This is a genomic window from Pseudomonas sp. PME37.24/006 (assembly GCF_055556635.1).
In genome coordinates, this window is sequence record NZ_JBVHNL010000001.1 from 742,732 (window position 1) to 761,811 (window position 19,080).

A 19,080-nucleotide genomic window follows, 5' to 3' on the forward strand; every position below is an offset into this window, starting at 1 on the left:
GCCCCCATCTGGCGCACTATTGCCGCTTCGCGCGTGAAGCGCGGCAAAGGGCTCGTGGCGGGACTGTCGCGGGCTATTCTTATCTGTCGAGTTGCGGGGAGAAGGGGTCTTGAAGGTCAACACCTGGCTGCTGTCGGCCGATCGTTCGGTGCAGTGCGAAGCGCGCGCGTCCACCGACGGTCTGGTTTCCAAAGTACTGTCACTGTGCATCGCTGCAGCCCGTCCTCGACAACCCTTGGCGATGGGGCGCCTGGCGCTGGTCGCGTTGCTCGGCCTGCCGGCGATGGGCAGCGCCGCTGACCGGCAGGAACTCTTCAATTTCGTGCGTCCGATGGATGCGGTGCAGGTCGGCGGCGACAACGCCTACCTGCCCAGCGTCACTGCGGAAAGCGCTGCAGAGGGCGAAATCCTGCGCCGCGCCACGTTCAATCCGGGTGAGCGACCGACCTTGCGCCTGACGCCGCAGAGCGGCAATTGGGACTGGTCCGAGTCGAGTGCCATGAGCCTGCGGGTGCAGAACGCCATGGACTGGGCGCTGACCGTTGATGTCAGCATCGAAAGCGCTGACGGCAAGCGCCTGACCACTCAGATTGCATTGCCAGCCGGGCCGGCCCAGACGCTGCTGGTGCCGCTGGGCGCCACCTCGCCGCGGGCACAGGGTATGCGTGCCGGTGCCGTGATGCCGTGGCGTCATGATGGGCGCCTGCTGCTGTTGGCGGAAACCGTGAGTGGTGAGATCGATCCGGCCAAGGTCACCGCGGTAACACTCTCCATCCCCAATCCACAAGCTGCTCAGCACCTGCTGCTGGGCCGTTTTGGTGTGCGTGACAGCGCCGACCTGGAAGAAGCCTACCGTGGCATCGTTGACACCTATGGTCAGTTCACCCGCCGCGACTGGCCGGGCAAGGTCAAGAATGACGATCAACTGCGCCAGGGCGTCGTTCAGGAAGATAAACAATTGCTGGCCTGGCAGGCCGATCGGCAGAAGCAGGACAACTACGGCGGCTGGATTGGCGGGCCGTCCTTCGAGGCCAGCGGCTTTTTCCGTACCGAGAAGCGTGCCGGGCGTTGGTTCCTGATCACTCCAGAGGGCAATCCCTTCTATTCCCTGGGCGTGAACACGGTCATTGGCAGCGAAAGCCAGACCTACATCGAAGGCCGTGAAAAGATGTTCAGCGCGCTGCCGGCTGAAGGCGAACCGCTGGCTGCGTTCTACGGCAGCAGCGACAACCAGTCCGATACCGGCGCCAATCGTGGCCGCGCCTTCGACAGTGGCCGCTGGTACGATTTCTACGGTGCCAACCTGCAGCGCACCTATGGCGCTCAGGAGCCTAAAGTCTGGCGCGAGCGGGCGCAGAATCGTCTGCAGGCCTGGGGATTCAACACCCTGGGTAACTGGAGCGAGAGCGATTTCGCCGTCGACAAACGCATGCCGTATAGCATTCCGCTGTCCATTCACGGTGACTACGCGACCATCAGCACCGGGATCGATTGGTGGGGCGGCATGCCCGACCCGTTCGATCCTCGATTCGCCATGGCCGCCGAGCGCGCCATCGCCATCGCCACCCGTGATCATCGTGACGATCCTTGGGTGATGGGCTACTACGCCGACAATGAACTGGCCTGGGCAGGGCCGGCGGACGATCCGCTTTCGCGCTACGCGCTGGCATACGCGACATTGCGCCTGACCACCGACGTGCCAGCCAAGCGTGCCTTCCTGAAGCAACTGCGCGACAAGTACCGCAACCAGGAAGGGCTGTCGAAAGCCTGGGGTATCGAGCTGAAGGCCTGGGAGTTGATGGAGGATCCGGGCTTCCAGGCGCCGCCGATAAACCCGGCCTACCCGGCCATCGAAAACGACATGAAGCGTTTCCTGCGTCTGTTTGCGGATACCTACTTCAAGACCATCGCCGATTCGCTCGACTGGCACACGCCGAACCATCTGCTGCTCGGTGGTCGTTTCTCCGCCAGCATCCCCGAAGCGGTGGAAGCCTGCGCCGAGTACTGTGACGTGCTGAGCTTCAACTTCTACACCCGCGAGCCACAGCACGGTTACGACTTTGAAGCGCTGCGCAAACTCGACAAGCCGATGCTGGTCACCGAGTTCCACTTTGGCTCTCGCGACCGTGGCCCGTTCTGGGGCGGCGTCTCCGAGGTGTACAAGGAAGAAGAGCGCGGCCCAGCCTATGCCCACTTCCTGGAGAAGGCTCTCGAAGAGCCGCAGATCGTTGGCGTGCACTGGTTCCAGTACCTCGATCAACCGGTAACCGGGCGCTTGCTCGATGGCGAGAACGGTCACCTGGGGCTGGTGGCGATCACTGACAAGCCATGGGACGGCTTCGTCAAGGCGGTACGCAAGGCCAACCTGAGCGTGCCGACCAAAGTGCTTGAGGACGCCGCCAAGGAGCCGCAGCCTGAAGCAGTACCTGTCAAGGACGCGGTAGCTGAGCCTGAAGCCAAGCCGGCGGAAGCGCCCAAGCCTTAACTATCGGGCGCCAGGCGAGCCTGGCGCCTCCCTCGCAGGAGTAAGCAGTGCAGATTCAGGGTTACTTCGACCTCAAGTTCGAAGCAGTGAAAGACGCCTTCGCCGAACTTTTCAACGATCCTCAGGAGCGCGGTGCAGCGCTCTGCGTGCAGGTCGGCGGTGAAACCGTGGTAGACATCTGGGCCGGGGTCGCCGACAAGGACGGCCAGCAGGCCTGGCACAGCGATACCATTCTCAACCTGTTTTCCTGCACCAAAACCTTCACGGCGGTTACCGCGCTGCAGCTGGTTGGCGAAGGCAAGCTGGAGCTGGATGCCCCGATAGCTCGCTATTGGCCGGAATTCGCGGCAGCGGGCAAAGAGCGCATCACCTTGCGCCATCTGCTTAGCCATCAAGCCGGTCTGCCGGCGATACGCGAAAACCTGCCAGCCGAAGCGTTGTATGACTGGCAAACCATGACTACCGCGCTGGCGGCCGAGGCCCCCTGGTGGGCGCTCGGTGAAGGGCATGGTTACGCGCCGATCACCTACGGCTGGCTGGTCGGCGAGTTGATCCGACGCATCGAAGGGCGTGGCCCAGGCGAGTCGATCGTCGCGCGCACCGCCAAGCCGCTGGGCTTGGATTTCCATGTTGGCCTGGCCGATGAGGAGTTCCACCGTGTGGCGACCATCAGCCGAGGCAAGGGCAATGTCGGCGATGCTGCGGCGCAGCGCATGCTCAAAACCATGATGAGCGATGCTCAGGCGATGACTACGCGGGCGTTCGCCAACCCGCCGTCGATCATGACCAGTACCAACAAGCCTGAGTGGCGGCGCATGCAGCAGCCCGCTGCCAATGGCCATGGCAATGCCCGTAGCTTGGCTGGCTTCTATAGCGGTTTGCTCGATGGCAGCCTGCTCGACATCGAACTGCTGGCCGAACTCACCCGTGAGCACAGTGTTGGTGAAGACAAGACGCTGCTGACCTCGACGCGTTTCGGCCTTGGCTGCATGCTCGATCAACCTGCTGTAGCCAATGCCACTTATGGCATGGGGCCGGGCGCTTTCGGCCATCCCGGCGCTGGAGGCTCGACCGGTTTCGCGGATCCGCAGCGTGATGTGGCTGTGGGTTTCGTTACGAATAACTTGGGGCCGTTCGTCTTAATGGATCCGCGGGCACAGAAACTTGCAGGTATCTTATGCAAGTGTTTTTAACAATCGCGGCTAAACTCTTGCGCAATATGGCTTTTAGCTGCTGACTCCGGGTTGCCCCGGGTGACTTCGACCGATTAGATGTGGATGACCGATGCTTTCCTACAAGACTTGCGCGCTGGCGCTTTGCGTTCTGTTGACAGGTTGCTCCCTGTTCGAGAAGAAGGAAGACCCCAAGCCCGCGCCGATGCCGCCGCCCGAGGTGACTCAGGCTTGGCTGGATGAGTACGAGCCGCTGGTGCGTGAGGCTATCAAGGACAGCAACTTCGAAATCGAGCGTCGCGAGAACCTGTTGGTCGTCACCGCGCCAGTCAAGGGTTCATTCAACCCGGATCGGCCGGGCATGCTGCTGCCGGTCACCCTCGGCCCGATCACTCGTGTAGCCAAGGTGCTGGAAAAAGACAGCAAGGTCGGCGTTCTGGTACTGGGCCATGCTGACAGCAGCGGCGCCCTGGAAACCAACCGCGAGTTGAGCCACGAGCGTGCACGCGCTTTCACCGCCATCTTCCGCCTCAGCGGCCTCAAGCAAGATCGGCTGATGGTCAAAGGCATGGGGCCGGACATGCCGCGTGCAGCCAACGACAGTGCCAATGGTCGTGAGCTGAACCGTCGTGTGGAAATCCTCCTGACTCGTCAGGATACCCTGCGCGCGCTGATCGCCCAGTACAGCCGTCCCGATCCGGCTCCAGTGGCCGCCGATGCTACTGCTGTTGCCGTTGCAGACAAGCCGGCTGCCAAGGCTGACGCAAAACCTGCCGCCAAGGCGGCGAGCAAACCCGCTGCCAAGGCCGTCGCCAAGGCACCTGCCAAACCGGCAGCAAAACCAGCGGCTAAACCCGCAGTAGCCAAAGCCACCGCCAAGCCTGCAGACAAGAGCACCACCAAGCTGGCCGATGCCAAGAAAGTGGTTGCTGCAGATCAAGCCAAATAAGCGTTACACCTTTAGACTAGGGTCTTTGTCGCTTCCGAGAGCATTCTCATGACTCAGACCCTGGCCGACATGCGCCGTGACTATACCCGTGACGGGTTGAGCGAGGATCAGGCTCCACTGGAGCCCCTCGCGCTGTTCAGAAGCTGGTTCGCCGATGCGGTGAAAACCGAGCAACTTCCTGTAGAACCCAACGCCATGTCCCTGGCGACCGTCGACGCTGAGGGTCGTCCGCACTGCCGTGTGCTATTGCTCAAGGGGCTCGATGAGCGGGGCTTCACCTTCTTCAGCAATTATCAGAGCGCCAAAGGCGAGCAGTTACAGGTTAGCCCTTTCGCTGCGCTGACCTTTTTCTGGCCGACCCTGGAGCGCCAGGTACGTATCGAAGGCCGGGTAGAGCGGGTTTCGCCTGCCGAGTCCGACGCCTACTTTCAGGTGCGCCCGCTGGGCAGCCGCCTGGGTGCCTGGGCGTCGCCACAGAGCCGGGTGATCCATGACCGTGCCGAGCTGGAAGGGCTGCTGGCGCAAACCGAGCGACGTTTTGCCGATCACGCTCCCGAGTGCCCACCGCACTGGGGCGGATATCGCCTGCTGCCAGAGCGCATCGAGTTTTGGCAGGGCCGCGCCAGCCGTCTGCACGACCGTCTCGATTATCGCCGCGAGGGCGAAGCCTGGTTGCGTCAGCGCCTGGCTCCCTGAGGCCATTCATTCTGCCTACAATGGCGGCTTCCTTCCGGAGGCCGCACGATGCTCGAACTCGATTCCACCCTGGCCCAGCACATCGTTGATCGAGCCATGGCCATCCTGCCGTACAACATCAATGTGATGGATGCCCAGGGCATGATCATCGGTAGCGGTGATCCGGCGCGCCTGCATACCCGGCATGAAGGCGCGCAACTGGTTCTGGCCAATCGGCGTGTGGTGGAGATCGACGAGCAGGCCGCGACCTGTCTGCGCGGTGTGCGCCCGGGCGTCAACCTGCCGTTGCTGCATGCCGATGATCTGATCGGCGTACTGGGCATCACGGGGGCGCCCGAGGTGGTACGGCCCTATGCCGAGCTGGTACGCATGGCCGCGGAGATGCTGGTCGAGCAACGCCAGGTACAAGCCGAGCGTCACTGGCAGCGGCATCAACTGGATGCCTGGTTGCGCCAGTTGTTCGACCCGACGGTTGCCCTCGGTTCGCTGGCGGCGGATGCCGAGCGCCAGGGCCTGGCACTCGGCTGGCCACGTCAGGTGTGCCTGTTGGAGTTGCAGGTGCAGGGCGAACCCTTGGCGCAGCAGGCACGCCTGCTCGGCGTGCTGACCGGCAAGAGCGAGCATTTGTGCGCACCACTGGGCATGCGCGAGTTGCTCTGGTGCCGGCCATTGGCGGCAGGCCGTGCTGACAGCCACTGGCTGGAAAGCGCCGATGAGCGGGGCTGGGGTGTGGCTCGTTTGCTGGTCAGCGACCCGGTGCACTCGCTCGGACAATTGCGCCAGGCTTGTCTGGCATTGCGTGATCTGCAGGCCTTCGCCCGGGCACGCTATCCATCACAGCGCCTGGTGTGCCTTGAGGAGCATCGTCTGCCGACGCTGCTCTATGCCCAGCGCAACAGCTGGCTACTGCAGGGCTGGCTGGCGCCGTTGAAACAGGTGCTGGCCCAGGACAGTAACGGCACGCTGCGTGAAACGCTCGAGTCCTGGTGTGCCCATCATGGTCAGGTACAGAGCTGCGCAGCGGCTCTGGGGATTCATCGCAATACCCTGCGTTATCGCCTTGAGCGCATCGCGGAACTCAGCGGCGTGGAGCTGACCCGGCTGGACAGTCTGCTGCAGCTGTCTTTGGGCTTGGGGCTGATCAGTCCGGATTGACGTGGGCGCTGGAAATGATGCGTCTGCACAGTAACTGGTCTGTGCTTTCCGCTTTGCGTTGTGCGGGTGAACAGGGTGTCTCCCTGTGCCGCTGGGTGACAATGCACGGCACCTGGTAAATCACATAACAACAATGAGGACGCCGGCATGGCTCTGGTTCTGATCCTGGTCGCACTGATCGCGTTTATCGTGCTCTCGACCACCCGTCTTAAGCTGCATCCCTTTCTCGCCTTATTAGCGGCTGCTCTGATTGCTGGTTTTGCCTATCAGCTGCCTCATCAGGACATTATCAAGACCATTGCCACCGGTTTTGGCGGCATTCTCGGCAACATCGGTATCGTGATCGTGCTTGGCACCATCATTGGGGTCATTCTCGAGCGCAGCGGCGCCGCCATTACCATGGCTGAAACCGTGATCAAGCTGCTTGGCGAACGCTTTCCCACGTTGACCATGTCGATCATCGGTTATCTGGTTTCCATTCCAGTGTTCTGCGACTCCGGCTACGTCATTCTCAACTCGTTGAAAAATGCGCTGGCTGCACGCATGAAGGTATCGGTTGTTGCCATGAGCGTGGCCCTGGCCACCGGTCTGTACGCGACGCATACCTTCGTTCCGCCGACGCCTGGGCCGATTGCCGCCGCTGGTAATCTGGGGCTTGAGTCGAGCCTGGGGCTGGTGATCGCCGTTGGTCTGTTCGTTGCGATGGTGACCGCCCTGGCAGGCATGTGGTGGGCGAACCGCTTCGTCGGCAAGGACATCGCGCTGGTGGATGACGGTACACCCTTGCCTAGCGCCGAGGACTTCGCTGACCTGAGAGCCAAATACGGAAAGTTGCCGAGTGCTGCGCAGGCATTCGCACCGATCTTCGTTCCTATTCTGCTGATCTGTCTGGGTTCCATCGCTGTCTTTCCGAGCAAGCCTTTCGGTGATGGCGAGGTATTGGCTGTCTTGCGCTTCTGCGGTCAGCCGGTCGTCGCCCTGTTGATCGGTCTGCTGCTGGCCTGCACGTTGCTCAAAGGTAATGGCAAGCGCCAGAATCTTCACGATCGGGTTGCCGAGGGCATCGTTTCCGCCGCCCCTATTCTGCTGATTACCGGTGCGGGCGGTGCGTTTGGTGCAGTGCTGAGTGCATCGTCTTTGGGCGGTTACCTGGGCAGCACCCTCTCTGCGCTAGGCGTCGGGTTATTCATGCCATTCCTGGTCGCTGCTGCGCTGAAGACAGCCCAAGGATCGAGCACGGTTGCTCTGGTAACCACGTCCGCGATGGTTGCTCCGCTACTGTCGCAACTCGGCCTGGATAGCGAGATGGGGCGTGTGCTGACCGTCATGGCTATCGGCTCGGGAGCGATGACGGTGTCTCACGCCAACGACAGCTTCTTCTGGGTAGTTACCCAGTTCAGCCGCATGCCGGTGGCCGTCGCCTATCGTGCGCAAACAGTGGCCACTCTTATCCAGGGCGTGGTCGGCATGCTCACCGTCTGGCTGCTCAGCCTGGTGCTGCTGTAAGCGTTTTCTCTTCGGAGCGCCTGCGGGCGCTCCGCCGTTTTTGAGGTTGTCTCCATGAAAATCGTCATCGCTCCTGATTCGTTCAAGGAGAGCCTGAGTGCGCCCGACGTGGCCCAAGCCATCGCCCGCGGCTGGCTCGCCGTTTACCCGGATGCCGAGATCGCCTTGTGCCCCATGGCCGACGGCGGCGAAGGTACGGTGGATGCCGTGCTGGCAGCCACTGGCGGCGAGCGCCGCGAATTGAGCGTGCAAGGGCCGTTGGGTAAGTCGGTACAGGCTCACTGGGGTTGGCTGGGCGACGGTACCGCAGTGATCGAAATGGCGGCTGCCAGCGGTCTGCACTGGGTGCCGAGTGCGCAACGTGATGCGCGGGTGACCAGCAGTTACGGCACTGGAGAACTGATTCGTGCAGCGCTGGATGCCGGTGCTACGCGGATTATTCTCGGCCTTGGTGGCAGTGCCACCAACGATGGTGGCAGCGGTCTGCTGCGTGCATTGGGCGCGCGCTTTCTCGATGCAGGTGGCAGCGAGTTGCGCCCGGGCGGGGCAGCACTGGCCACGCTGCAGCGCGTCGACCTCAGCGCACTGGATCCCCGTCTGCAGGATGTTCAGGTCGATGTGGCCGCAGATGTCGATAACCCGTTATGCGGCCCTCAAGGCGCTTCGGCTGTCTTCGGCCCACAGAAGGGCGCCAGCCCGGAGCAGGTCAAGGAATTGGACGCCGCATTGGCGCGTTTGGCCGAAGTGGTCGGCGAAGCGCTTGGCGAAGACTTCAGCACCTTCCCTGGTGTTGGCGCTGCCGGTGGCCTGGGTTTCGCCGCCAAAGCTTTTTTCGGCGCTCGCTTTCGTCCGGGCATCGAGCTGGTCGCTGAGCTGTCCGGGCTTGCCAGTGCGGTGAAGGGGGCTGATCTGGTCATTACCGGAGAAGGGCGCCTGGACGCACAGAGCCTGCACGGCAAAACGCCGGTTGGCGTAGCGCGGATAGCTCAGGCTCAGGGCGTCCCGGTAATCGCTCTGGCCGGCAGTCTCGGTGAGGGTTATCAGCGGGTGCGTGAGGCCGGTATCGAGGCCTGCTTCAGCTTGGCGCCCGGGCCGATCAGCCTTGAACATGCCTGTGCCCAGGCGGCGCAGGAGCTGGAGGCGCGGGCTGCCGACCTCGCCAGGTTCTGGCGCCTAGCGCAGGCTGCGCGTTGCTGATTGAGCCGATCATGACGTATATGGACTGTGACGAACGTGGCCGATTGCTGTCTATACTCCTGTACCGCTGCTGAACGGGTGATGCAATTTGTTGGCACTCACCGTGACCGTCCTGGCAGCCGTGCTGTCATAGCGTTATCAGTCCAGTCTGGAGAATCGTCATGCATAAACCTGGTATTTTCGTTGTCCTGTTTGCCGCAGCGACTCTCACTCTCGGCGGTTGCGCATCAAGCCTGACCGGCGACAGCTATTCCCGCGATGAAGCGCGCGCCGTGCAGACCGTGCGCATGGGCACCATCGAATCCCTGCGTCCGGTGAAAATCGAAGGCACCAAGACGCCAATCGGTGGCGGCGCGGGTGCCGTGCTCGGTGGTGTGGCAGGCAGCGGCGTTGGTGGCGGTCGTGGTTCGGCCGTGGCCGCAGTGATCGGCGCAGTAGCCGGTGGTCTGCTGGGTGCTGCAGCCGAAGAAGGCATTACCCGTACCCAAGGTGTTGAAATCACCGTGCGTGAAGACGACGGCAGCATGCGCGCCTATGTGCAGGCCGTTGAGGAAAACCAGATCTTCCGCGTTGGCGAGCGCGTACGCATCATGACCGTCAATGGCACCAGCCGTGTGACCAACTGATGCTTGGTTGACGGCGCTCAGAGCGTCGTTAGTGCCGCTGCACGAAGGCCGGGTCGGCTTGCCGATCCGGCCTTTTTTGTGGGTGATATCGCTGGTAAAGCGCTATCTAGAGCATTTGAAATATTGTTGGGAAATACTGCTCTGGAATCGTCTGAAGATAGTTTTAGTAATAATTCTATCCATGACGTGCAGTCGATAGTTAAGCATAATCGCGGACGCTTTCCCCGTCAGCGCGCTCGTGGCCCGCGACTGTAAAAACAAGTCGAACGCCGCAGGTGTTTAGCCAGTCAGTTAGAGCGACCGCAGTTTATGCGGAGATTGATCGAAACTGACTTGGCATGCTCCGAGTTGGGCTGCTACGGGCGGTTTCTCCGCCTGCTGGGTTGGCATCACGCACACCACCATCGCAGGGATCGGCCGGACGCCAGGCGCCCGGTATTCTGGCACACACTAACTGGCCGTCTGGCGGCATGACGGGCTTGTACAAGGGGTTTAGTGTATGGCGCTTGCGCTGATCATCGCCTTACCATTTCTAGGCATATTTCTGCCGTTGCTGGCTGACCGCATGGGGCGCTCGCTCTGTGCTCTGGCGGCTGCGATGGGGCCAGCGGCTGCGCTGATCCTGCTGTGGCTGCAGCAGCCTGCGGTGTTCGCTGGCGAAGTACAGATCGTCCGCTATCCATGGCTGTCGGATCTTGGCTTGGATCTGAGCCTGCGCCTGGACGGCCTGGGTTTTCTGTTCGCCTTGATGATTCTCGGCATTGGCTTGCTGGTGATCCTCTACGCCCGCTATTACCTGGGAAAGCAGGAGCCGATGGGGCGCTTCTTCGCCTACCTGCTGCTGTTCATGGGCGCCATGTTGGGCGTGGTGCTCTCGGAAAACATGCTGTTGATGATGGTGTTCTGGGAACTGACCAGCCTGTCGTCGTTCCTGTTGATTGGCTTCTGGAGTGGCAGCTCGGATGCGCGTCGCGGCTCGCGCATGGCCCTGACCGTCACGGGCGGTGGTGGCCTGGCCTTGCTGGCGGGGATTCTGTTGCTTGGCAATATCGTCGGCAGCTTCGAACTGACCCAGGTCCTGGCGGCTGGCGATGTAATCCGTAACCACGCCCTGTACCCGGTTACGCTGATCCTGATCCTGTTGGGCGTGTTTACCAAGTCTGCGCAATTTCCCTTCCATTTCTGGCTGCCCCAGGCGATGGCGGCACCTACCCCGGTGTCGGCCTATCTGCACTCGGCGACCATGGTCAAGGCCGGCGTGTTCCTCCTGGCGCGCTTTTACCCGGCTCTGGCCGGCACCGAATGGTGGTTCTATCTGGTCAGCGTGACGGGCATGGCGACCCTGCTGTTCGGTGCTGGCATGGCGTTGTTCCAGCACGATCTCAAGGGGCTGCTGGCCTACTCGACCATCAGCCACCTCGGGCTGATCACCCTGTTGTTCGGCTTCAATACCGATATTTCCTCGGTTGCGGCGGTGTTCCACATCATCAACCATGCGACCTTCAAGGCCTCGCTGTTCATGGCCGCCGGGATCATCGACCATGAAACCGGAAGCCGCGACATGCGGCGTATCGCCGGGCTATGGAAGTACATGCCGCACACTGCCGTGCTGGCCATGGTGGCGGCATCGGCGATGGCCGGGGTACCGCTGCTGAACGGCTTCCTGAGCAAGGAGATGTTCTTCAGCGAGACACTCAATCAGAATCTGCTCGGTATCTTCAACTGGATGATTCCTGCTGCCGCGACACTGGCCGGGGTGTTCTCGGTCGCCTACTCGCTGCGCTTCATCCACGATGTGTTCTTCAACGGCGAGCCGAAGGATCTGCCCAAATATCCGCCCCATGAGCCGCCGCGTTACATGAAAATTCCGGTGGAAGTGCTGGTCTTCCTGTGTCTGCTGGTAGGCATGCTGCCGGCCTACACCGTGGCGCCGCTGCTGGCCTCCGCGGCCTCGGCAACGCTGGGTGGCGAAGTCCCTTATTACAGCCTGTCGATCTGGCACGGGTTCAACCTGCCGCTGGGCATGAGCGTGATCGCTCTGGTGGGCGGGATCATCGTCTATGTCTGTCGCGAGCCGCTGTTCCGCTGGTACAACGGCATGCCGGAGGTCGATGCCAAGGAGATGTTCGAGCTGCTCATAAACCGGCTGGTAAAGGCTGCTCGCTGGGTCACCAGGTTGCTTGAGAGTGGTTCGCTCCAACGCTATATCGCGCTGCTGCTGTGCAGCGTCCTGGCGCTCATCACCGTTGCTCTGTCGTCGATGGACTCGCTGGGCGGTGAGATACCGCTATCACCATTCGATGGCATTACCGTGCTCGGCATGTTGGTGCTGTGCGTGATGGCCGTGCTCACGGTGGTGTTCCACCGCAATCGCCTCAAGGCGCTGATGACCCTGAGTTGTGCCGGGCTGATGGTGGCCCTGGCGTTCGCCCGGTATTCCGCACCGGATCTGGCATTGACCCAACTCTCCGTGGAAGTGGTGACCATCATCCTGCTGGTACTGGCGCTGTTCTTCATGCCGGATCGTACGCCGATGGAGTCGAGCAGCCTGCGTGGCCTGCGTGACGTGCTGCTGGCCGGTGGTACCGGTATCGCCGTCGCGCTGCTGGCTTACGCAGTCATGACGCGCCCCTACGACAGCATCGCCTCGTTCTTCCTCGAGAACAGTGTCAGTGGCGGTGGCGGTACCAACGTGGTCAATGTGATTCTGGTCGACTTCCGCGGTTTCGATACCCTTGGCGAGATCGGTGTGCTGGCCATTGCCGCGATAGGCATCTACGGCTTGCTGGCCGGGCTGCACCTGCCACATCCGCTCAACGACCCTAACGGCAAGCCCTGGTCGCTCGACAGCCACCCGATGATCCTCGACAGTATTGCCCGTGTGCTTCTGCCCATGGCCCTGCTGGTGTCGGCCTTCATCTTCCTGCGCGGGCACAACCTGCCTGGTGGCGGCTTCATCGCCGGCCTGATCACTGCTGTCGCCCTGATCCTGCAGTACGTGGCCCATGGCGTCGAATGGACGCAGCGGCGCATACCCTGGAGCTTCCACAGCATCGCCGGGCTTGGCGTGATGATCGCCGCACTTACCGGCCTTGGCAGCCTGGCCTTTGGCGCGCCGTTCCTGACCTCGGCCTTCGACCATTTCCATCTGCCGCTGATCGGTGAATTCGAGCTGGCTACCGCACTGTTTTTCGACCTCGGCGTGTATCTGGCTGTGGTCGGCTCCACGCTGCTGATCCTGTCCAACATCGGTCACGTCAGTCAGGACGAATCGAGCAAGGAGGTACTCTGATGGAAGCGCTATTCGCCATTACCCTGGGCGTGCTGGCCGCCAGCGGTGTGTACTTGCTGATGCGCGCGCGTATCTACCCGGTGGTCATGGGCCTCACTCTGATCTCCTATGCGGTCAACCTGTTCCTGTTCGCCATGGGCCGTCTGGGTACCGGTGTGCCGGCGGTGATCGGCAAGAGCAGCGAACACGGTGACCCGATTCCCCAGGCGCTGGTGCTCACCGCCATCGTCATCGGTTTCGCCATGACTGCGTTCGTTGTGGTGCTGTCGCTGCGCGCGTTGGGCGAGCTGCGTACCGACCATGTGGATGGGGAGGAGCCGCGCTGATGAATCACGCGTTGATCCTGCCCATCCTCATACCGCTGTTCACCGGCAGCCTGCTGCTGGTTCGCTCACAGTTGTCGCTGACGGCCAAGCGCTGGATTTCCCTGCTGGCCACCTGGGCACTGTTGCCACTGAGCGTCTGGCTGGTAGTGCAAGCGGACGCCGGTGCACTGCAGGTCTATGCCCTAGGCAACTGGCAGGCACCTTTCGGCATCGTGCTGCTGCTCGACCGGCTGGCGGCGCTGATGTTGCTGGTCACCGCGGTGCTGGCCAGTTTCGCCATGCTGTATGCCGTGCGTGGCGACGATGAGCGCGGGCCGAACTTCCACGCTCTGATGCAGTTCCAGTTGCTCGGTATCAACGGTGCGTTTCTTACCGGCGATCTGTTCAACCTGTTCGTGTTCTTCGAAATTCTGCTGATCGCCTCTTACTCGCTGCTGGTCTATGGCGGTGGCCCGAAGCGGATCAAGGCGGGCATGCATTATGTGGTGCTCAACCTGGTGGCCTCGTCGTTCTTCCTGATCGGCGTGGGCATGCTCTATGGCCTGCTCGGCACCCTGAACATCGCGGATCTGGCGCTGAAGGTTGCCGACGCCGATGCCGATCGTCAGCCGCTGATCGCTGCTGCCGGCTACCTGCTGCTGATCGTGTTCGGCCTCAAGGGCGCTATCCTGCCGCTTTATTTCTGGTTGCCCAACGCCTACGCGGCCGCCACGGCGCCAGTGGCCGCGCTGTTCGCGATCATGACCAAGGTTGGTCTGTATGCGGTGATCCGCGTCTTCACCCTGGTGTTCGGCAGCGAGGCGGGCGAGCTGGCCCACCTGGTCGACTACCTGCTGTGGCCGCTGGCTGCACTGACCCTGGCGGCGGGTGTGATCGGTGCCCTGGCCGCGCGCAGCCTGGGCCGATTGATCGGCTATCTGGTGATCGTTTCGGTCGGTACCCTGCTGGCGGGCGTTGCCTTGGGCACGGCGCAGAGTCTGGGTGCCGCGCTCTATTACCTGATACACAGCACCTGGGTGTGCGGCGGCTTGTTCCTGCTTGCCGACCTGCTGGCGCGCCAGCGTGGCGAGATTGGCTTGCGGCTGCGCAAGGGGCCACAGCTGCTGCAACCGAAACTGCTCGGCGGGCTGTTCTTCATCGGTGCCATTTCCGTTGCCGGCCTGCCGCCGTTCTCGGGCTTTCTGGGCAAGCTGATGTTGCTGCGCTCGGTGCAAACCGGTAGCGAGGCGTTGGTGCTCTGGCCTGTGGTGCTGGTCGGTGGGCTAGGCATGGTGATCGCCCTGGCGCGCGCCGGTAGCACGCTGTTCTGGCGCTGCAGCGGGGAACCGGCGTCGGCTGCCGAATTCGACTGGGTTCGCGCCCTGGCGGCCATCGGCCTGCTGGCGGGCGGGCCGCTTCTGGTCGTTGCGGCGCAGCCGATTTATGCGTACGTGCAGGCCGCTGCGCAGCAGTTACTGGATGTCGATAGCTACCTGCAGATCGTGCGCGGAGGTGCTGTATGAGCCTATCCAGATGGTTCCCCAACCCCATGCTCATCGTGCTGCTTACGGTGATCTGGCTGTTACTGGTCAACTCCCCGAGTTTCGGTCACCTGTTGCTGGGCGCTTTCCTTGGTTGGGGCATCGCGCTGCTGTGTCGCGATTTCATGCTCGACGTGCCGCGGCTGCGCCGGCCTTTGTTGCTTTGTCGTTACCTGCTGATGGTGCTCTGGGACATCGTGCTCGCCAATCTGCATGTCGCGCGACTGGTGCTGGGCCCCACGCGCAAGTTGCGTCCTGCCTTCGTCGAGGTGCCAATGGCCATCGAGAACGAATTCATGCTCTCGGTACTTGCCTGCATCGTATCGTTGACCCCCGGAACCGTGTCCTCCGGCCTCAGCGGCGACCATAAAATCCTGCTGCTACACGGCCTGGACGTGGCTGATAGCGAGGCACTGATCGCCCAGGTCAAGTTGCGCTATGAAGCCCCGCTGATGGAGATTTTCGAATGCTCGCCTACGTGATACCTCTGTGTTTGGCGCTGCTCGGCGTCGCTGTCCTGCTCAACGTGATTCGCCTGGTCAAAGGTCCTGACATGCCGGATCGGGTACTGGCACTGGATACGCTGTACATCAATGCCTTGGCGTTGATCGTGATATTCGGCATCTGGCTGAAGTCGGATCTGTTTTTCGAGGCGGCGCTGCTGATCGCCATCATGGGTTTCGTCGGCACCGTGGCAGTAGGCAAACACCTGCTGCACGGCGAGATCATCGACTGAGGAGCGTATTGCCATGCCATTCTGGATCGAAGCACTGGTGGCGTTTTTTCTGCTGGTCGGCTGCTCGTTTGCGCTGATCGGCGCCATCGGCCTGTACCGTCTGCCGGACTTCTTCACCCGCCTGCACGGTCCGACCAAGGCCACCACGCTGGGGGTGGGCAGTATGATAGTGGCGTCGATGATCTTCTTCGGTAATCACGAGGAAGGCCTGAGCTTCCACGAACTGCTGATCGTCATGTTCCTGTTCATCACCGCCCCGGTCAGTGCCCACATGCTCGCCAAGGCGGCGATGCAGCAGAAGGTCAAGCTGGTGCGTCGTACTCGCGGGCGGCCTTGGGAGTCCTGAACTGGGCTGCCCGTTTGCCGCCTGACTGTGTCTGTCGGCGGCTCTGCATCACGCCTACACTGCATCAGCACTATCCCTGAGGGAGGCCTGGCAGATGCAGTGGCAACCACGTACGGCGACCGCCGCTGACATCGAAGCGCTCTGTGCGCTGATCTTCGAACACGGCCCCAATACCTGGAATCATTTACCGTACGCAGAGGTGACTGCCCATTTGCAGGGCATCGCCGACGGCAGCACGCGGGCGTTGTTGGCGGAAGGTGAGGGTGGGCTGCTGGGGTTCGTCAGCCACGTGCGTACCACCTGGTTCCATGAGTATCAGCCCCTGAGCCGAAGCGATGACGAGCATGCCTATATTTGCGAAGCCGTTACCCATAGGGACATGGCGGGGCGCGGGCTGGGTTCGGCGTTACTGCGCCAGGTGGTGACGGATATCCGCAGCGAGGGCATCAGCGATATCTATATCGACCGCCATGAAGAGAACGCGGCCTCGGCGGGCATGATGCGCAAGGCCGGGTTCGTCGAGATCAGCCGTTACGATGATCCCGAACGCCGGCCCAACGGCTCGCAGCGTACTACCTTGTGCCGCTGGCAATCCGCCTAGTCGGCCAGTAGTGCTCGTGCCACGCCTTCCGCAACGCGGATGCCATCGACACCGGCGGAGAGAATGCCGCCGGCGTAACCTGCACCTTCGCCTGCCGGGAACAGACCACGCACGTTGAGGCTCTGCAGGTCTTCACCGCGGGTGATTCGCAGCGGCGACGAGGTACGGGTTTCGATGCCGGTAAGCACCGCATCGTGCAGATCGAAGCCCCTGATCTGCTTGCCGAAGGCCGGCAGTGCCTCACGGATCGCCTCGATGGCGAAGTCCGGCAGGGCCTCTGCCAGATCACCCAGCTTGATCCCTGGCTTGTAGGACGGCTCGACGCTGCCCAGGGCTTCGCTCGGTTTGCCAGCGATAAAGTCGCCCACCAGCTGTCCCGGTGCTTCGTAGTTGCTGCCGCCCAGCACGTAGGCATGTGACTCCAGACGCTCCTGCAGCTCGATACCTGCCAGCGGGCCACCGGGGTAATCCTGCTCCGGGGTAATGCCGACGACGATACCGGCGTTGGCGTTACGCTCGTTGCGCGAGTACTGGCTCATGCCGTTGGTTACCACGCGATGCGGCTCGCTGGTGGCGGCGACCACGGTGCCGCCCGGGCACATGCAGAAGCTGTACACCGAACGGCCGTTCTTGGCGTGGTGCACCAGCTTGTAGTCGGCTGCGCCAAGCTTCGGGTGACCGGCGTACTTGCCGAGGCGGGCGCGGTCGATCAGCGACTGCGGGTGTTCTATCCGGAAACCCACCGAGAAGGGCTTGGCTTCCATGAACACGCCGCGTTTGTGCAGCGCGCGGAAAGTATCCCGGGAGCTGTGGCCGAGGGCCAGGATGACGTGGCGGCTGTGCACCTGTTCGCCGTTCTCCAGTTCCACGCCGACCAGTTGACCGTCTTCGATCAGCACATCACTGACACGTTGCTGAAAGCGTACTTCGCCGCCCAGTGCCTTGATCTCTTCACGCATGCTGGCGACCACGCCAGTCAGGCGGAAGGTACCGATATGCGGCTTGCTGACATAGAGGATCTCCTCCGGCGCACCAGCCTTGACGAATTCCTCGAGCACTTTGCGGCCGTAGTGGTTCGGATCCTTGATCTGGCTATACAGCTTGCCATCGGAGAAGGTGCCTGCGCCGCCTTCGCCGAATTGCACGTTGGACTCCGGGTCGAGCACGTTCTTGCGCCACAGACCCCAGGTGTCCTTGGTGCGCTGGCGCACTTCCTTGCCACGTTCGAGGACGATCGGCTTGAGACCCATCTGTGCCAGCAGCAGGGCAGCAAAGATGCCGCAAGGGCCGAAACCGATCACCAGCGGGCGCTGTTGCGGTTGCTGTTCTGCAGGAATGCTCAGCGGCTTGTAACGCACGTCCGGGGCGATGCCGAGGTTGCGGTCGTTGTTCAGGCGCGCCAGCAGCGCCGCTTCGTCGCGCACGCTGAAGTCGATGGTATAGATGAAGGGCATGTCGCCGGACTTCTTGCGGGCATCGTAGCTGCGCTTGAACACGCTGAACTCGAGCAGTTCGCTGTCTTCGATAGCCAAGCGCTCGACCAGGGCGGGGCGCAACGCGTCGTCCGCATGGTCGAGGGGCAGTTTCAGTTCGGTGATGCGCAGCATGTGAAGTCTACCTATCAGGGCCGGAGGTCACCCGGCAGCTTTTCGAGGGCGGCGATTATGGACGAAAAACGCTCGTCAGGCTGCAGTTCGCGTGTCGCAGTCGACGGGCAGCGGCAATAGGCTCGGTGTTCGGGTGTGCCCGTTTAAGGATCGGCTGCGTCAATGCCTGGTACTCCACTGGCGCAAAAGGACATTCGCATGCAGTCGCACAGGACATTGACCCTTGGTTATCTGGCCGGTCTGATCACGCCTCTCTGGCTGGCGCTTGGCGTGGCTCTGGCTGGCGCGCTTTATCCCGGTTATAGCCACTTCGATCAGGCCATGAGCCTGTTCGGCGCCGAAGGTGCACCCACTCAATTCATCTCGCCGCTGATCAACAACTTCCCGTTGGGTGCGCTGTTCATGCTGTTCGGCGTCGCCGTGCTGCTGAGCTTCGATAACCATTGGGCGCGCTTCAGTGGCCTGCTGATCATCCTCCACGGCCTGGGTAGCTTCGGCACCGGCTACTTCGCCTGTGACGCGGGTTGTGCGCCGCAAAGCCCGTCGACCAGCCAGAACCTGCATAACCTGGCGGGGCTGGTCATGGCGCTCAGTCTGTTGCTTGCCAGTGCACTGTGGGTCTATCTGGGCCGCCGCCTGCTCGGCTCCCGGCAGTTTTCCTGGTTCTCTCTGCTGTGCACGCTAGTGGCGCTCGGCACCCTGCCGTTGATGGCGGCCGCCGTGCAAAACGGGCAGGGTTTCGGCCTCTATCAACGCATCAATTACGGGGTGTCGCTGCTATGGCTGGCCGCGCTGGCGTTGATGTTGATGCGCCGATCGAGGTTCTAGCTCGCATTCGTTAACGGTGTGCCTGTGCCGCTGATGGC

General features: G+C 62.1%; 16 protein-coding genes and 1 pseudogene. 16 read left to right on the forward strand and 1 reads right to left on the reverse strand.

Features of this window, described 5'->3' with window-relative positions; all coding sequences use genetic code 11:
- Positions 1-241: 241 nt before the first annotated feature.
- The 15 genes and pseudogenes from ACZ3GY_RS03425 (at position 242) to ACZ3GY_RS03495 (ending at position 16,607) form a co-directional block, all read left to right on the forward strand.
- Positions 242-2,485, forward strand: a complete 2,244-nt coding sequence (locus ACZ3GY_RS03425; protein ID WP_465909224.1) for a beta-agarase — start codon at positions 242-244, stop codon at positions 2,483-2,485.
- A gap of 47 nt (positions 2,486-2,532) precedes the next feature.
- On the forward strand, positions 2,533-3,678 hold the full coding sequence (locus ACZ3GY_RS03430) for a serine hydrolase domain-containing protein (RefSeq protein WP_465908941.1): 1,146 nt from the start codon (positions 2,533-2,535) through the stop codon (positions 3,676-3,678).
- 154 nt (positions 3,679-3,832) lie between these two features.
- Positions 3,833-4,606 (forward strand): annotated as a pseudogene (locus ACZ3GY_RS03435) (OmpA family protein); the annotation flags it as partial.
- A gap of 48 nt (positions 4,607-4,654) precedes the next feature.
- On the forward strand, positions 4,655-5,302 hold the full coding sequence (pdxH, locus tag ACZ3GY_RS03440) for a pyridoxamine 5'-phosphate oxidase (protein WP_465908942.1): 648 nt from the start codon (positions 4,655-4,657) through the stop codon (positions 5,300-5,302).
- A gap of 48 nt (positions 5,303-5,350) precedes the next feature.
- Positions 5,351-6,457, forward strand: a complete 1,107-nt coding sequence (locus ACZ3GY_RS03445) for a sugar diacid recognition domain-containing protein (protein ID WP_465908943.1) — start codon at positions 5,351-5,353, stop codon at positions 6,455-6,457.
- Between the two features lie 147 nt (positions 6,458-6,604).
- Positions 6,605-7,963, forward strand: a complete 1,359-nt coding sequence (locus ACZ3GY_RS03450; protein ID WP_463563937.1) for a GntP family permease — start codon at positions 6,605-6,607, stop codon at positions 7,961-7,963.
- 54 nt (positions 7,964-8,017) lie between these two features.
- Positions 8,018-9,160 carry a glycerate kinase gene (locus tag ACZ3GY_RS03455; protein WP_463563938.1) on the forward strand — a complete coding sequence of 381 codons (1,143 nt, stop codon included), beginning with the start codon at positions 8,018-8,020 and terminating at the stop codon, positions 9,158-9,160.
- A gap of 161 nt (positions 9,161-9,321) precedes the next feature.
- Positions 9,322-9,786: an outer membrane lipoprotein gene (locus tag ACZ3GY_RS03460; protein WP_225834497.1), complete on the forward strand. Its 465-nt coding sequence runs from the start codon at positions 9,322-9,324 to the stop codon at positions 9,784-9,786.
- A 499-nt stretch (positions 9,787-10,285) separates the two neighbouring features.
- Entirely contained in the window at positions 10,286-13,078 is a 2,793-nt protein-coding gene (locus ACZ3GY_RS03465) for a monovalent cation/H+ antiporter subunit A (protein ID WP_465908944.1), read from the forward strand.
- Entirely contained in the window at positions 13,078-13,404 is a 327-nt protein-coding gene (locus tag ACZ3GY_RS03470; RefSeq protein ID WP_042555263.1) for a Na+/H+ antiporter subunit C, read from the forward strand. The genes ACZ3GY_RS03465 and ACZ3GY_RS03470 overlap by 1 nt, the downstream gene beginning before the upstream one ends.
- Entirely contained in the window at positions 13,404-14,906 is a 1,503-nt protein-coding gene (locus tag ACZ3GY_RS03475) for a monovalent cation/H+ antiporter subunit D (protein ID WP_465908945.1), read from the forward strand. The genes ACZ3GY_RS03470 and ACZ3GY_RS03475 overlap by 1 nt, the downstream gene beginning before the upstream one ends.
- Entirely contained in the window at positions 14,903-15,406 is a 504-nt protein-coding gene (locus ACZ3GY_RS03480) for a Na+/H+ antiporter subunit E (protein WP_463563941.1), read from the forward strand. The genes ACZ3GY_RS03475 and ACZ3GY_RS03480 overlap by 4 nt, the downstream gene beginning before the upstream one ends.
- The gene (locus ACZ3GY_RS03485; protein ID WP_463563942.1) at positions 15,391-15,660 is read left to right on the forward strand and encodes a K+/H+ antiporter subunit F; all 270 of its coding nucleotides are present in this window, start codon (positions 15,391-15,393) and stop codon (positions 15,658-15,660) included. The genes ACZ3GY_RS03480 and ACZ3GY_RS03485 overlap by 16 nt, the downstream gene beginning before the upstream one ends.
- Before the next feature lie 13 nt (positions 15,661-15,673).
- Positions 15,674-16,006 (forward strand): Na+/H+ antiporter subunit G, encoded by a 333-nt coding sequence (locus ACZ3GY_RS03490; protein ID WP_463566199.1) that lies wholly within the window; start codon positions 15,674-15,676, stop codon positions 16,004-16,006.
- Between the two features lie 94 nt (positions 16,007-16,100).
- The gene (locus ACZ3GY_RS03495; protein WP_463563943.1) at positions 16,101-16,607 is read left to right on the forward strand and encodes a GNAT family N-acetyltransferase; all 507 of its coding nucleotides are present in this window, start codon (positions 16,101-16,103) and stop codon (positions 16,605-16,607) included.
- Here the strand turns inward: ACZ3GY_RS03495 and ACZ3GY_RS03500 are convergent.
- A complete protein-coding gene (locus ACZ3GY_RS03500; protein ID WP_465908946.1) occupies positions 16,604-18,214 on the reverse strand; it encodes an NAD(P)/FAD-dependent oxidoreductase in 1,611 nt (536 codons plus the stop codon). The two genes, ACZ3GY_RS03495 and ACZ3GY_RS03500, sit on opposite strands and share 4 nt — an antisense overlap.
- A 162-nt stretch (positions 18,215-18,376) precedes the next feature.
- Between ACZ3GY_RS03500 and ACZ3GY_RS03505 the strand changes: the two genes are divergently transcribed.
- Positions 18,377-19,042, forward strand: a complete 666-nt coding sequence (locus tag ACZ3GY_RS03505; protein WP_465908947.1) for a DUF998 domain-containing protein — start codon at positions 18,377-18,379, stop codon at positions 19,040-19,042.
- Positions 19,043-19,080 lie beyond the last annotated feature (38 nt).